Raw genomic sequence first — 14,075 nt, 5'->3', positions numbered from 1 at the left:
AGCTAACATTTATTGATTAGCAGGCGATTTTTGAGTCAATTGGTAAAGTACCGTAAAAGATGACACCATGAACGTCAAGGTCATCAATATACCCGAAAAAAGTACAATATACTTCATCCAAAGAACACCGCTCCACAAGAAATAGATTCCTCCAAACGTAAGTATAACCGAGAAAAACGGTTCAATAGTAAGAAACAGCTTTACACTTTTATTTAGCTTGGTCATCCATACCAGACAACCCAAAAGAAAAAAAATCATCGACATTGAAAGAATATGGGTATGGACAATGGTCAGCATTTCATGGTTACTTTTTTTAAATTTCATAATCCCTGCATCTTCAACTTCCTCATTTCCCAAATAGTTTTGTTCGATACCTTCAGGGGATGTCGAACTAGTTTCATTGACGAAGAGTAGACCCGTATAAAATCCTAAGGAAAGAATAACAACAAACGATGCAATAAATACTTTTATCTCCCTAGGAAAAGCAGAAAGGAGTCCGTTATAATGCATCATAAGACTTGATTTTTTTGCAATATCCCAATCGATTGTAAGAGTTCGTCTATTGCCATGGTCATTGACCGTACCGAAATCGTTGCCCCCGAAATACCGTCGATATTCGTTTTATAATTTACGCGATCACTTCCAGTTTTTCCTATGAATTGCCTCAACCAACGCTTGCTCCCGATTTCCCCTCCATATTCTTCACGGTATATCAACACCTTGGAATGAACAATGGCCAAATCTGTATTAAAAACAACCAAATAATCGAAATCAGCAGTTTTACTCATGGCTTTATCTACAAATAAATAACCCAAATGTTCAACACCATCTGTTATTTTCATAAAATTTTGGGTTGTTAATTGCATAGGTAGTTTAGCATTGATAGAAGGGGATAATTCCACGGGTATCAAGGAGAATCCATCGATTTGAAAGGTCTTCTGTAGTTCTTTCTCGACCTTTTTCTCAATATTCTTAGGAAGTCCAAAACCGAACAACAGAAAGCATATAATAAGAGATAATCCGATAATTGGATATGGCTTTTGCATAACGTAAAAATATCAATTTAGAATGAATCTCAATAGTATTGATAAATTATTTTTTTACATGCCTCAACTTCTATTTTAGATAGGGCTCACTTTTGACTTAAAACCAAACGCCTATACCGAAGTTCAATCGGTCTTGAACATCGCTATTATCCGCTGCATTGCTCCTAAATTGATAGTCGCCTTTCAAAACCACACCTGGAGCGATATGATAGGTCAACCCTGTGGTGAAATCCGTTCTATTGTAGGCATCATTCTTAACCAATGAACCCGAAGTTGATGCATGGGTATCGTACATTTCATAACGCGCAAAAGCATATAATCGCTGGTCATTATGTGTTGGAAGTATATTGAAAGCTCCCTCGATATACCATCCCTGTAAAGCACTGCCCAAGTCCGCCCCGGTTAACGTATTGTATTCGTCGGTATCAGATAAGGATGCATGAATAAATTGGGCACGGGCAGTAAAACGCTCATACGCATAACGTGCATCTAGCCCAACCATTGAAATTCCGATATTCGCTCCTTCTATAGCTTCGATATCGTCTGCAGCCTGTGTCTTGCCGAAATAGCCGGACAGCCCTAAACGTAATCCCGGTATACCGTAATAATCGAATTTCGTGGAGAAAGTCGGACTATCGATGGTTGATTTAATTCCTTTCTGACGACCGCCACGCAAACCATCAGATCCTCTTAAAACCCCGGAAACACCACCTTCACCATCACCTAAAGTAGATTTAAATCCGTTAAACAAATAGGCTTGGTAGCCTAAGGAAATTTCATTGAATCGACCATTGACGCCTATTCCCAATTCGCGCCAAGTAGTCGGTACGATAACATTGTCAAGCTCAGGCCTTTCTGTACCATTGAATGTTGTGGGTTCATGAAACTCATTTATGATGCCCATGGGTACCAACATTAGACCACCCCTAAGGCTAACATTATTCGCAATATTGTAATTGACAAATGCTTGCTCCACGAAAACCTCCTCAACGTGTTCCAGTTCTATTTCAGTGACAAACTGTGTTTTATCATTAAAGCGATATCCCATTAATAAGACCAATCGTTGAACATCCAATTCACCATTGTCTCCATTGGGTTGGTTATATAACATCTCACCATAGGCACCCATGGTTACCGCCGAAGCATAATTCCCGGATAATAAGCGTTGCGCAGCATTTAACTGTTTTTGTGGGTCTAAGGTGATGGAATCGGTTTTTGTTTGGGCTGATAATAAATTTGCGATCAGTATCGAAAATATCAATAGTGGCTTTTTCATTCTTGGTTGTTTTTATTTAGACTTATTATAAATTAAACAATAACTCGAATGCAAAATTACAACCAATTTTGACTTGTCCAAACTTTATTTAAAATAATTCTAAATAATTTTAAGTGCAGTCATCTTACTATAGCGTGAAATAAAAAAGGGGGCTAATCTCTTACTAATGGTATATCGAAAATAGTTCCGTTGCCTTATTATAAGCTGCTTCGAACGCCATCCAATGGACGTTTGAATCTACTTTTTGTGCAGTAAAATAGGAAAGCATTTTTTCTGTAGGCATATTACCGGTCAATTCATCCTTGGCCATGGGGCATCCGCCAAATCCCTGTATGGCCCCGTCAAACCTTCTACAACCCGACCGAAACGCCGCTTCGACTTTTTCATGCCATTTGGAAGGGGTAGTATGCAAATGTGCCCCAAATTCGATTTCAGGGTATTTAGGAATTAAATTAGAGAATAAGTATTCTATATTTTCGGGGGTTGACGTACCTACCGTATCAGACAGCGATAAAATACGTACGCCCATTTCGGCCAATTTTTCCGTCCACTCCCCTACGATATCCACATTCCAAGGGTCACCATAGGGATTTCCAAACCCCATGGAAATGTACGTCACTACTTCCTTATTATTGGCCTTAGCAATGTGCAATATCTCCCTCACTATTTCAACCGATTGCTCAATGGTCTTATGTGTATTACGCATTTGGAAATTTTCGGAGATCGAAAACGGGTAACCCAAATAATGGATCTCCTTATGCGCCACGGCAGTTTGGGCCCCTCTAACATTCGCTACAATGGCCAATAATTTGCTAGTGGTCCGGGAAAGATCGAGCATAGAAAGTACTTCTGCCGTATCTACCATTTGGGGTATTGCTTTTGGGGAAACAAAACTTCCAAAATCGACGGTATCAAACCCACATCCAAGCAAGGATTGAATGTACTTCGCTTTTAGCTCTGTAGGAATAAAGCTTTTAATGCCCTGCATGGCATCCCTGGGGCATTCGATTATTTTTACCTTATCGGACATTTTCATGGCTTTGAAAGCATCTCAAAATTACCATTATTTATTTGATAATAGTATATAGAGTCCGATACCAATAAAAACCAAAATCTGAAGCCATTTCAAATAAAAACCAAGATTGGCGTGGCCTTTTATGAAATTTGAAATTGAACCGGAAAGTAAAGCGATCAAAGCGAATATGATGAACGCCACACACATGAAAATAAGGCCTAGCACATAAAACTGGATGATCGGATTTAGCGTAGCGCTAAAAAGAAAACCTGGAAAAAAGGCCAAATAAAAAATGGTTACCTTAGGGTTAAGGACATTCATGATAAAGCCTTGTTTGAACAATTGTTTTAATCCTTTTTTCGGGACATTCCCGTTGCCTAGTTGTAATTCTCCGTCACTCTTGTACACTTTAATGGCCAAATAAAATAGATATATGGCACCCAATAGTTTGATCAAAAAGAAAATCCGGTCGCTTTCCTTTATAATCGCAGATACCCCAAAGGCCAATAAAGTAGTGTGTACTAAACAACCCGAAACCAAACCACCCACCGTTGCCAGACCATATTTTTTACCGTTTACCACACTTTGCATCAATACATAAATATTATCGGGACCTGGCGCTATGGCCAGGGCCGCTGATGCAATGATAAATGCTGAAAGAATCTCGTAATTCAATGGAGTAAGTAATTAAAATAGAAAAATACAAATTACCATGCAGTAACAGGTAATTAAAATATTTTATCGTTAATTAAAATATGCTCTGAACATAAGTAAAACTAGCTTTCTACTTATTGAATAATGGACATTTTGAATTCTAGGGTTGCCTTCCTTTTTTTGGACATATCAACGATATCGACTATGGATTTACCAGCACTAGGCTTTTCTACTTAAGGGCTAGAAGTGCCTTATTTATTCTCTTGATCAATGCGGGACCTTCGTACACAAAGCCCGTGTAAAGTTGTATTAAATCGGCACCGGCATCAAGTTTTTCCAAGGCATCTTCGGCAGAATGGATACCTCCGACCCCGATGATAGGAAATGCCTTGTTTCTCTTTTCCGCTAAAAACCTAATAACCTCCGTACTTCGATTCGTTAAGGGTTTTCCACTTAATCCACCTTTTTCTTCAACTAAATAGCATGAAGATTTCAACCCCTCCCTCGCAATGGTAGTATTCGTTGCAATCACCCCATCTATCTTGGTATGTTCTACGATTTTGATAATATCGAGTAATTGGTTATCCGTCAAATCGGGAGCGATTTTTAACAAAATTGGCTTCTCAGGAACACCCGGATGCTTTGCCGCAATTTTTGCGTTTTCATTCTTTAACTCCTTCAATAATGCTGTCAATGGCTCTTTATCTTGTAACGCCCTTAATCCTGGTGTATTCGGTGAACTAACATTCACCACGAAATAATCAACATAGGGAAAAAGCGCATCAAAACAAATAAGATAATCCTTAATGGCTTCCTCATTGGGGGTCACCTTGTTTTTGCCAATATTCCCACCGATAATCACCTTGTGTTTCTTTTTCAACCTTTCCACGGCATCAAAAACCCCCTTATTATTGAAGCCCATACGGTTAATGAGCGCTTGGTCAGCTTTCAACCTAAAAATTCGCTTCTTTGGGTTGCCACTTTGGGGTTTTGGCGTTAGGGTACCGATTTCAATAAAACCAAAACCAAAATCCGAAAGTTCATTGTATAAACAACCTTCCTTGTCCATGCCAGCTGCTAGACCAACTGGATTTTTGAATTTGAGTCCAAAAACTTCCCTTTCAAGAGCTTGGTTTTCAACAACGCAAGTTGATTTATATAAGCTGGTCAACCCTAATTTACCTAAAACACGAATGAGGGAAAATGTAAGATGGTGCACCTTTTCAGGGTCCATTAAAAAAAGAATTGGGCGAACTAATAGTTTGTACATGAATTACATAAAAATTTAGGCAAAAGTACAAACTCAAGGCCAGTAAACCGTACAAAGAACCTAAATTTGTCAACACATTTAAGTTAACGTCATTTCGGTGGAATACTGTCCCTATAAATTTTCGGAATTACGAAATATGGCCTCCGTAATGCCGCCTTACAAAGTGCCAAATAAAGTTCATATTGGTTCTCATTGAATAATTTCAACGTCTTTATATCCAACATGCGTTGTACCGTGCCCATACTGTCACGGATTACCTTGTATTTTTCAGCCAAAACCATTAATTCAGCTGCAGAGCTCTGGGGATGTCTTTTCAAAAGGTTTTCCGCTTGGTTGTTCAACAATTCATTCCTGTATTTCAATTCGGCACTCCAATTCATCAGCTTTTCCTTTTGTTCTTCATTAAGCTGAAAAACTTCGATCAAGGTAGAATCGGCCGTAATTCCCACGCCAAGGATACAATCTTCCTGGCCCATTACTTTGAAGGACAGCAATAATATAATCGATAATACTCTAAATCCGTTCTTTAACATACTTCCTAATATAGGAAAATCAGCTCTTTTTACATTAAATGTCGTAACCGATATTCTTGTTAAAAATAATAAACTGTATTCGTTTTTTGGGCTAATGACAAATAATAAAGGCTACTAATATAGTAGCCTTTACCAAACGTGTTATTTTCTTCGAATTATTTCAATGTAAAACTTAATCTTGCAAATAAAAATCTTCCTGCAATTCCGAATTGTTGTGCCCTACGGGACCAATCAAATCGGCCAGAACTTCTGTTTCCGAAGGCCTCTTCAGCCCTATCGGGATAAATATCGAACAAATTGTTTGCGCCCACAGTGAGCGTGAGTGCCTCCGAAGCTTTATACCCTATTGATAAATCAGTAACCACCTTGGTGCCAAAAACTTGTTGGTTCGCAACAGTGGTAGTAGCCTCGGTAACTTCACCAAAATATACATTTCTTAAAAAGAAATTAAACTTATCGACATTCATTATATGGGATAAATTAAGTTTGGTTCTCGGAACAGCTTCTTCAAGATAAACTCTACTATCTTCAGGAAAATAGGTACCCACCAAGCCAGCATCTTCCAATACTTGTGAAGCCTTAATGTCCCCAACCTGCTTTGTTTTGGAAAAGGTGGCAGACAGGGTATTTTTTAATCTTGCCTTATTGGCCACGGCAAGATCCCAAGTTACAACCGCATCAATTCCTTTTGATTCGGTATCAATGGCATTGGCAAAGAAAGATGCAGCAGTGGCATTGGCCTGTCGCAAAAGATTATCAAGTTCAGTTCCTGTTCCAGGCCCGCTGAACTGACCCGTATAAACAACCCTATCATCTATACCCACAAAGTACCCATCCAAGGAAACTGTTACATTAGCTTCTGGAAATTTAGCAGTTAATCCAACACTTATACTTCTTGAAGTTTCTTCTTTTAATTGAGGAATCCCTAACAATTTTGCGGCTCGACTATCGTTGGCAAACGTACCAACTTCCTGTGGGTTTCCGGCTTGATCAAAAATTGTTGAAGTAGAGTTAAAGTTCAACTGATGTAAGGAAGGTGCTCTAAATCCTGTATTTAAAGCTGCCCTAAAATTTAAATTTTCCGTTGCCTTAATCAACGTTGCTAATTTAAAATTAAGGGTTGATCCAAAATCCGAATAATCTTCAAAACGAGTGGCAAAACTTGCTAAAAATGTATCGGTTATATCCGCTTCCACATCAAAATATCCAGCTACACTACTTCTTCCTCTAGATAATTCATTACTTGGACTAAAACCTGGAAATACCTGGGAACCTCCTGGTCTTGAAGCTCCAAAAAAGTCCTGTGATGGTTGCTGTGAGGCAAGTGTTATTGCCTGTCCATTGGCTGTATATTGTGCATATGATGCCTGTTCACCTGCCTCGATTTCATAATTTTCCAATCGATATTCCGCTCCAAAAGCAATATTCAATCCAGACATTATATCGTCATGGAATTTAGAAATATCCAGATTAACCGTGTTTTGCATAAAGTTAAAACCACCAGCATCGAATGTTGTTGGTGAGGCATTTTGAAGGGAGGCGTTAAACGTATTCCCAATAATATACAAAAACGCATTCTTTCCGTAAGTGTTACTGAAATCGACATTCCAATCAGAAATCATTCCCTTTATTCCCATAGAAATTGACTTATCCGTGATCTGGGAGTTTATCTCAGGTAAAAATCCATTGATATAAGCTGGGGTATACGTTCTACTTTGATTAGGTAGTCTATAAAAACCGGCCGAATTACCTGTTCTTGAACTAATACCGGCAAAAGAATACAGTTCGGTACCATTATTATCCAAGGGCAATGCAAAATTCGCAAAGAAACGCCCTCCGCGTAAGGCAGATTGCCCAACCCGCATATTGAAATCACTTCTTTCAAGACCTCTCGCCGATAATTCTCCTTCCGTGTTATCCGCTGATAGAATGTCTTGTAATTCGGCTTTGGTCGCTGTAGGGCTTAAACCAAAACCTGCCTGATTTCCATAATTAATTACGTCGGCAACGTCGTCATCCAAGAGGTCTGCCAAATTATAATCATCAGCTGCTGCGAATCTCTCAATTGTATTATATTGATTGAACACATCACCTTCCCATTCTTTCATCCTACTATAGTCTTCCCTATAATCGAAGTCTCCTGTAAAATTTATAAAACCCCCTTTATCGCCTAATGCAAGACCATAATTAGCACTTACGTTCACTGTACCTCCATCAACCCCTCCGGTTTGATCGTTTGCATTTTTTGCAAAATTAGCCCCGGTAGTCACATTGAAACTTAATTCATTTACATTATCATTTAAAACAATATTAATAACACCTGCAATAGCATCAGACCCATATTGTGCCGCTGCACCATCCCGAAGTACTTCCAATCGTTTTATTGACGCAGCGGGTATGGCGTTCAAATCGGTGCCTACACTACCTCTACCAAAGGTACCATTGACATTGACCAATGATGAATTATGCCTCCGTTTCCCATTGATCAAAACCAGGACTTGATCCGGACCTAATCCTCTTAAAGAGGCAGGATCGATATGGTCCGTACCATCGGATATGGTCTGGGTATTCGAAGTAAAGGAAGGGGCAACATAATTAAGGATTTGGTTAAGATTGACTTGCGGTGCCACATCATTCAATTCTTTTACATCTATAACATCGACAGGGACAGCACTTTCCAAGGCAGTCCTATTTGGATTACGTGAACCAATAACAATTGCCTCGGCTAACTGAATACCCGAAGTCAAGGTAATGTTCATAATCGATGAATTGATTACGACTTCTTTTGCCGTATATCCGATATAGGAAACCACTAAGGTTTCCCCAATACTGGCATCAATGCTATAGTTACCATCAAAATCGGTTGTAGTACCCGTTGTGGTACCCTTTTTAACCAGTGAAGCTCCTGGAAGTGGTGCTCCGTCTTCATCTACTACCGTACCCGAGATCTGCGCACTGGCAAGACCAAAGGCACCTAATAATAGGACCATAAAAATTAAGTAATTTTTCTTCATAATAGTGTTGTTTGAGTTAAATTCTGTTCTATAAGGTAAGAAATATATTATAAGCTTGCATTTGAGGGTAATAATTTTGTACTTATATGGACATGAATAATAGTAATATCAATTCAACAAAATTGTATTTTTGAAAAAACTACATTGATGGAAACTCTCATTAATCGATTTCTCAGTTACGTTAAAATCGATACACAAAGCGACCCAAATTCAAAAACAACCCCGAGTACCGAAAAGCAGTGGAACTTGGCCACGGAATTGGCTTACGAACTGGAGCGCATAGGATTAAGGGATGTGACGATTGATGATCATGCCTATATTATGGCAACATTACCTAGCAATATCGAAAAAGAAGTTCCGGTCATAGGTTTTATTTCCCATTTCGATACCAGCCCTGATTTTAATGGCACAGATATAAATCCACGCATTATTAATAATTATGATGGTAAAGATATCATCTTGAACGAAGCTCAAAATATTATCCTCTCTCCAGATTATTTTGAAGACCTTTTACAGTACAAAGGTCAAACATTGATTACTACAGATGGTACGACCCTGCTTGGTGCGGACGATAAGGCTGGTATTACCGAAATTGTGACCGCCATGGAGTATTTGGTGCAGCATCCGGAAATTAAACATGGAAAAATAAGAGTGGCCTTTACCCCCGATGAGGAAATCGGTAGGGGGGCGCATAAATTTGATGTGGAGAAATTCGGTGCAGACTGGGCCTATACTATGGATGGTAGCCAAATCGGGGAATTGGAGTATGAGAATTTCAACGCGGCTAGTGCCAAAGTGGTCATCACCGGCAAAAGTGTTCATCCTGGATATGCAAAGGGAAAAATGGTCAATTCCATAACCATAGCCAATGAGTTCATAGGAATTCTGCCTCCTGAGGAAACACCCCAAAATACAACCGGAAGGGAAGGTTTTTTTCATGTACACCATATAAAAGGTGAAATTGAGCATACAGAATTTGAAATGATCATTCGAGACCATAACAAAGAGCGGTTCGAAGAACGAAAAAAACTACTGTTAAAAATAACCGAGAAATTAAATTCAATGTATGGGCCTTGTATTCACCTTGAACTTAAAGACCAATATTTTAATATGCGTGAAAAGGTAGAACCGGTCATGCATATCGTCGAAATTGCAAAGGAAGCTATGGTGGAAATAGGGATTACCCCAATCGTAAAACCCATACGGGGCGGCACCGATGGGTCGCAACTTAGTTTTATGGGGCTACCCTGTCCCAATATTTTCGCTGGAGGGCATAATTTTCATGGAAAGTATGAATATGTGCCTGTGGAGAGTATGCAGAAAGCCGTTGAAGTAATCATTAAAATCTGCGAATTAACAGCAACCAAAAAGTATGAAACATGAATGTTTCAACTAAAGTAGAAGCTTATTACGAAAAAGAACATCCCTTTAAAGAAGGTATTTCGGTGTTGCGGGCCTTGGCTGCAAAAACCAAAGCGGAAGAGGCCTATAAATGGTCAGCACCGGTATATACCTTGAATGGTAAAAACGTCTTTTGGATTGCTCGGTTCAAAAACCATTTTGGGGTTGGTTTTTTCAATGGCGTCTTCTTAAAAGACCCTAAAGGAATTCTCATTAATGTTCAAAAGGGAAAGACCCAGGCCATGCGGCACCTGAAATTCAAATCACTTGTCGAAATAGATTCCAAGGTCGTATTATCATTTATGAATGAGGCCCTTGAAAATCAAAAGAAGGGTATGCAGTTAATCCCTTCGATAAAGAAAAAACCTAAATTTATACTGCCTGAACTATTAGAACAGGTCTTTGAAAAACAACCCAACACAAAAAAAGCCTTTTCACAGTTGTCCCCTTACAAACAAAGGGAATATGCCGAGTATATTTTAAACGCCAAGCAAGAAAAAACCAAACTATCCCGATTGGAAAGAATAATACCTATGATCAATTCGGGTATTGGACTCAACGACACCTACCGCAATTGTTGAGTGCGAATGCCAAAACCCATTAAAATACTAAACCCGATTTATTATAAATTCGGCAGTTTCCAACCGTTGTGATAGGTGGACTTAGTGAATTCATTTGCGGCTTCCTCTTTAAAAGCACCTTTTTCGCCATCCCAATAAATACGGTTTCCGGTTTTAAAGGCCACATTGCCCATATGGGATACCAGAGCTGCATCATAACCCACTTCGATAGGCGCATGTAAAGCGGAAGCATCCCTACTTTTCACGGCTTCTATAAAATTAATAGTATGAAGATCCAAGCCGTTACCCTTATTGCTTTGTAAAGGAATCGCCTCCATGCGCTTACCAGGTTTTTTACCCCATCCTTTGAATATATTCTCGGGAATGACCTCCCAACCCCCTCTATCCAGAACCAAAGTACCTTTATTGCCAATAAAGGCAATACCATGGTTACGACCATAGTTACCACCATCGATACCCGTAGCATGCTCCCAAAGAATAGAGAAACCATCATACTCATAAACTGTTTGAAGGGTATCAGGGGTTTCGGAAGCATCATCGGGATAGGCGAATTTTCCTCCCAAGGCCATAACGGACTTTGGGGTACCTGCCTTCATTCCATACAGGGCATAATCTATTAAATGAACACCCCAATCGGTCATCAATCCCCCTGCATAATCCCAAAACCATCGAAAATTAAAATGGAACCTATTGGCATTGAAAGGGCGCATAGGTGCAGGCCCGAGCCACATATTATAATCAACCCCAGAAGGAACGGCCGTATCGGCTAAAATCGGAACAGGTTGCATCCATCCTTGATAGGCCCATGCCTTAGCCAAACGTATTTCGCCCAATTTACCTGAATGTACAAAATTGATCGCATCCACAAAATGGGGTTGGCTTCTTTGCCATTGACCGATCTGGACCATTCTATCACTGGTTTCTACGAATCGCTTCATAATATTGGCCTCCTCTATGGAATTCGCAATAGGTTTTTCACAATAAACGTCCTTACCTGCCTGAAGGGCATCTGTCAGTTGTAGGCAATGCCAATGATCAGGCGTACCTATGATGACCACATCAATATCCTTGTTCGCCAATAACTCCCTATAATCAGTATACCATTTGGGCTTTTTTATCCCAGCTTTCCCCAGTTCCGCTGTCTTCGCCCTTAATACATTTTCATCAACATCGCACAGCGCTATGATATAGGTTTCACTAATCTTGAGCATAGATGTAAGATCCGAAAAGCCCATACCATTGCAACCTACTAGCCCCACATTGATCCTGTCGTTGGGGGCCACTTTTTTTCGGACTGTGGCCAACAACTCCATTGGGAATAAAAATGCGGCTCCGGTACCGGCCAAAGCCAATGCGCCACCCTGTATAAAACTTCTTCTTGTGCGATTCATTATAGCTGGATTAATTGGTATGGAAGATAACAAATAACCCATAAAAAGACACAAAAAAGCCGATGGAATCCATCGGCTTTTTACTATATAATTTTAGGGTATAAATTTTAATTGGTAGCGGGAGTATTCAATTTTTTACTCATTTCCATGGAAATTGCCGATCGGTCGAATTTCAATTTACCAGCCATTGTTTCGATAATACAGGATGTATCCTTATCGCTCAATTCAACAATTTTACCATGTAATCCACTTTTAGTAATAATTCGATCCCCTCTTTTTAATTCCGAGGCGAATCTTTTTTCATCTTTTTGTCTTTTCATCTGTGGTCTGATCATAAAAAAATATGCCACCACAAAAATTAGGATCATCGGAAGAAAATCCATTATACTGCCACTTCCCATTTTATATCGTTCTAAATTAAATTTATTTTACAGGACCTAATGGCGCTGCGCCTTTTGGGTTCACAAATGCTTTTATCTTCAATTGTACTGAACCTTTGACCGTGTTCGCCACTACGGTAATAGTCTTTGTTACTTGGTTCTGACCAGTTCCATTGAATTTAACCAAAAGTTCTCCCTGTTCTCCTGGAGGAATTGGATCCTTTGGAGGATTTGGGACAGTACATCCGCAACTACTAGTAGCCTTGGTTATCACTAAAGGGGCGTCTCCGGTATTGGTAAACTTAAAAACGGTTTCTTGAGGTGTTCCTTGGGTAATTGTGCCAAAATCATGCTCGACCTTTTCAAATTCCATAACGGGTAGAAGTTTCGCCGCTTCATCACGCTCAGCGGCAACGGCCACATTATCGGTCTTAACTTTACTGGATGCGTTCTCCTTGCAGGCAACGAACGCCAACATGGTAAATAGGCTTAACCCTAAAATAGCTCTTTTCATTGTTAGTAATTTAAAATTCCACGCAAAATTAAAGAATTAATTTATAAAAGTCCCCTACCAGCCTTTTTAAGTTTTCCTTCGGATTTGTATTCTTTGACAAGTTTATCCAATATCCCATTAATGAAAATACTGCTTTTAGGGGTGGAGTATTCCTTTGCAATCTCTAAAAACTCATTGATAGTCACTTTTTCAGGAATTGAAGGGAAGTTAAGCAATTCACATATAGCCATTTTTAATAATATGGAGTCGATATCTGCAATGCGATCTTTATCCCAGTTCGGGGTCTTTCCTTCTATTTCGATTTCCCATTGGGTATTGTTCAATAAAGTCTTGGTCAATAATTCTTGTGCGAACAACATATCTTCGTCATCCTTCAATAATCTTGGCAAAAAGTAAGATTCACCTTGGTCCTCTTTTACCTTTTTCAATTGCTTAAACACAAAGGTGTTGACAATGGGAATATCATCTACCCAGGTTAACTTATCATCTTCAAGATATTCATAGATCTTTTCATTCGGAGCTATGATTTCCTTAAACAAAACGGCAATCAGTTCTTTGTCATCTTTGTAACTACTTGAAGGTGTCTTCATATACTCCAAGTATGCCTTACTCCCAACAATTTCTTTTAAGATCAGTTTAACATATTCTTCGTTTAGATACCAATCTTTTAATTTTCTTTTTTCCAGCGTGGCCTTTAGTCGCCCATTATTGGCCAGTTGCAATAGTAACCTATTATTTGCGAACTTTTTATTGTCCGGGAACTCATCTGTTCTATCGGACATATACTTTTTGGTGGAAAGCTTTACCCTATCTGCCGCCAATTGCCGGATTTCAATCAACAAACTGAGCATTAAGAGATAGAGGGTATACATGTTCTCAATACTTACTTTCAGAAATTTTTCCTGTTTTTCAAGGGAATCATCCTTTGATTGGGTGAGCGCATAGATGCACTGCATAACCTTTACCCTTATGTGCCTTCTTGTAAGCATGTCGAAGAACT

Annotated in this window: 14 protein-coding genes; 2 read left to right on the top strand and 12 right to left on the bottom strand. The window is 39.3% G+C overall.

Translation table 11 applies throughout. The annotated features are described in order from the left end of the window. Positions 1-9 precede the first annotated feature (9 nt). From HPE63_RS09915 to HPE63_RS09880, 8 genes are all read right to left on the bottom strand, one after another. Positions 10-510: a hypothetical protein gene (locus HPE63_RS09915; protein ID WP_188314324.1), complete on the bottom strand. Its 501-nt coding sequence runs from the start codon at positions 508-510 to the stop codon at positions 10-12. Then, positions 510-1,046 (bottom strand): FMN-binding protein, encoded by a 537-nt coding sequence (locus tag HPE63_RS09910; protein ID WP_188314108.1) that lies wholly within the window; start codon positions 1,044-1,046, stop codon positions 510-512. Before HPE63_RS09910 ends, HPE63_RS09915 begins: the two co-directional genes overlap by 1 nt. Positions 1,047-1,143: 97 nt before the next feature. Next, entirely contained in the window at positions 1,144-2,322 is a 1,179-nt protein-coding gene (locus HPE63_RS09905) for a porin family protein (protein ID WP_188314107.1), read from the bottom strand. Between the two features lie 163 nt (positions 2,323-2,485). Further along, a complete protein-coding gene (locus tag HPE63_RS09900; RefSeq protein ID WP_188314106.1) occupies positions 2,486-3,352 on the bottom strand; it encodes a hydroxymethylglutaryl-CoA lyase in 867 nt (288 codons plus the stop codon). Positions 3,353-3,385: 33 nt separating this feature from the next. Next, positions 3,386-4,012, bottom strand: coding sequence for a LysE family translocator (locus HPE63_RS09895; RefSeq protein ID WP_188314105.1), 627 nt, complete (start codon positions 4,010-4,012; stop codon positions 3,386-3,388). 208 nt (positions 4,013-4,220) lie between these two features. Then, positions 4,221-5,261 carry a quinone-dependent dihydroorotate dehydrogenase gene (locus HPE63_RS09890; RefSeq protein WP_188314104.1) on the bottom strand — a complete coding sequence of 347 codons (1,041 nt, stop codon included), beginning with the start codon at positions 5,259-5,261 and terminating at the stop codon, positions 4,221-4,223. A gap of 89 nt (positions 5,262-5,350) precedes the next feature. Next, positions 5,351-5,794: a hypothetical protein gene (locus HPE63_RS09885; RefSeq protein ID WP_188314103.1), complete on the bottom strand. Its 444-nt coding sequence runs from the start codon at positions 5,792-5,794 to the stop codon at positions 5,351-5,353. A 155-nt stretch (positions 5,795-5,949) separates the two neighbouring features. Continuing rightward, entirely contained in the window at positions 5,950-8,808 is a 2,859-nt protein-coding gene (locus HPE63_RS09880; RefSeq protein ID WP_188314102.1) for a TonB-dependent receptor, read from the bottom strand. Positions 8,809-8,955: 147 nt separating this feature from the next. Here HPE63_RS09880 and pepT point away from each other — a divergent pair, with 147 nt between their 5' ends. Beyond that, positions 8,956-10,191 carry a peptidase T gene (pepT, locus tag HPE63_RS09875; RefSeq protein ID WP_188314101.1) on the top strand — a complete coding sequence of 412 codons (1,236 nt, stop codon included), beginning with the start codon at positions 8,956-8,958 and terminating at the stop codon, positions 10,189-10,191. Next, positions 10,188-10,790 (top strand): YdeI/OmpD-associated family protein, encoded by a 603-nt coding sequence (locus tag HPE63_RS09870; RefSeq protein ID WP_188314100.1) that lies wholly within the window; start codon positions 10,188-10,190, stop codon positions 10,788-10,790. The genes pepT and HPE63_RS09870 overlap by 4 nt, the downstream gene beginning before the upstream one ends. 41 nt (positions 10,791-10,831) lie before the next feature. Here HPE63_RS09870 and HPE63_RS09865 read toward each other — a convergent pair whose 3' ends face one another. The 4 genes from HPE63_RS09865 to nusB form a co-directional block, all read right to left on the bottom strand. Continuing rightward, on the bottom strand, positions 10,832-12,181 hold the full coding sequence (locus HPE63_RS09865; protein ID WP_188314099.1) for a Gfo/Idh/MocA family protein: 1,350 nt from the start codon (positions 12,179-12,181) through the stop codon (positions 10,832-10,834). 107 nt (positions 12,182-12,288) lie between these two features. Further along, positions 12,289-12,582, bottom strand: a complete 294-nt coding sequence (gene yajC, locus HPE63_RS09860) for a preprotein translocase subunit YajC (RefSeq protein ID WP_188314098.1) — start codon at positions 12,580-12,582, stop codon at positions 12,289-12,291. Positions 12,583-12,604: 22 nt separating this feature from the next. Beyond that, the gene (locus HPE63_RS09855; RefSeq protein WP_188314097.1) at positions 12,605-13,075 is read right to left on the bottom strand and encodes a DUF1573 domain-containing protein; all 471 of its coding nucleotides are present in this window, start codon (positions 13,073-13,075) and stop codon (positions 12,605-12,607) included. A 41-nt stretch (positions 13,076-13,116) separates the two neighbouring features. Beyond that, on the bottom strand, positions 13,117-14,064 hold the full coding sequence (gene nusB, locus HPE63_RS09850; protein WP_188314323.1) for a transcription antitermination factor NusB: 948 nt from the start codon (positions 14,062-14,064) through the stop codon (positions 13,117-13,119). Positions 14,065-14,075: the final 11 nt, after the last annotated feature.

It is taken from the genome of Maribacter arenosus (assembly GCF_014610845.1).
In the GTDB taxonomy this organism is placed as follows: Bacteria; Bacteroidota; Bacteroidia; order Flavobacteriales; family Flavobacteriaceae; genus Maribacter_A; species Maribacter_A arenosus.
The sequence above is the reverse complement of the archived record's forward strand: the minus strand, read 5'-3'. Positions and strand labels throughout refer to the sequence as shown.

Excerpts from the sequence above, each read along its gene's own strand:
- HPE63_RS09915 (WP_188314324.1), bottom strand. The coding sequence starts at position 510 with ATGCATTATAACGGACTCCTTTCTGCTTTTCCTAGGGAGATAAAAGTA.
- HPE63_RS09910 (WP_188314108.1), bottom strand. The coding sequence starts at position 1,046 with ATGCAAAAGCCATATCCAATTATCGGATTATCTCTTATTATATGCTTT.
- HPE63_RS09905 (WP_188314107.1), bottom strand. The coding sequence starts at position 2,322 with ATGAAAAAGCCACTATTGATATTTTCGATACTGATCGCAAATTTATTA.
- HPE63_RS09900 (WP_188314106.1), bottom strand. The coding sequence starts at position 3,352 with ATGTCCGATAAGGTAAAAATAATCGAATGCCCCAGGGATGCCATGCAG.
- HPE63_RS09890 (WP_188314104.1), bottom strand. The coding sequence starts at position 5,261 with ATGTACAAACTATTAGTTCGCCCAATTCTTTTTTTAATGGACCCTGAA.
- HPE63_RS09885 (WP_188314103.1), bottom strand. The coding sequence starts at position 5,794 with ATGTTAAAGAACGGATTTAGAGTATTATCGATTATATTATTGCTGTCC.
- HPE63_RS09880 (WP_188314102.1), bottom strand. The coding sequence starts at position 8,808 with ATGAAGAAAAATTACTTAATTTTTATGGTCCTATTATTAGGTGCCTTT.
- pepT (WP_188314101.1), top strand. The coding sequence starts at position 8,956 with ATGGAAACTCTCATTAATCGATTTCTCAGTTACGTTAAAATCGATACA.
- HPE63_RS09870 (WP_188314100.1), top strand. The coding sequence starts at position 10,188 with ATGAATGTTTCAACTAAAGTAGAAGCTTATTACGAAAAAGAACATCCC.
- HPE63_RS09865 (WP_188314099.1), bottom strand. The coding sequence starts at position 12,181 with ATGAATCGCACAAGAAGAAGTTTTATACAGGGTGGCGCATTGGCTTTG.
- yajC (WP_188314098.1), bottom strand. The coding sequence starts at position 12,582 with ATGGGAAGTGGCAGTATAATGGATTTTCTTCCGATGATCCTAATTTTT.
- HPE63_RS09855 (WP_188314097.1), bottom strand. The coding sequence starts at position 13,075 with ATGAAAAGAGCTATTTTAGGGTTAAGCCTATTTACCATGTTGGCGTTC.
- nusB (WP_188314323.1), bottom strand. The coding sequence starts at position 14,064 with ATGCTTACAAGAAGGCACATAAGGGTAAAGGTTATGCAGTGCATCTAT.